This window comes from Bartonella sp. AA86SXKL (assembly GCF_042196885.1).
Genome location: NZ_JBHIRE010000274.1, coordinates 1 through 358 on the forward strand (window position 1 = coordinate 1; position 358 = coordinate 358).

Below are 358 nucleotides of genomic sequence, written 5' to 3' on the forward strand. Positions count from 1 at the left end.
TGAACAAGTTTCCTTCACGCCCTTGAATAATAATCTCTCACATTTGAGTGAACTCAAACATATTGATCATGACTTAGTCCGTGCTTATGCAAAGAAGGATTTTGTCTTCTTTTTAAATCAGGCTGTACAATGCCAAAAAAACATTTTGATTGCCGGAAAAACCGGCTCGGGTAAAACAACGCTTTCAAAGGCATTAATCGCCAAAATTCCCGATGATGAACGTATTATCACCATTGAAGATACACCAGAATTGGTCGTTCCACAGCCTAATTATGTTTCTATGATCTATTCAAAAGATGGTCAAGGTTTAGCCTCTGTTGGTCCAAAAGAACTGCTTGAATCTGCTTTACGCATGCGT

1 protein-coding gene is annotated in these 358 nt (G+C 38.5%); it reads left to right on the forward strand.

From position 1 onward, the window contains the following. On the forward strand, window positions 1-358 hold a 358-nt coding region (locus tag ACFIO5_RS11500), incomplete at both ends, for an ATPase, T2SS/T4P/T4SS family (RefSeq protein WP_375705481.1).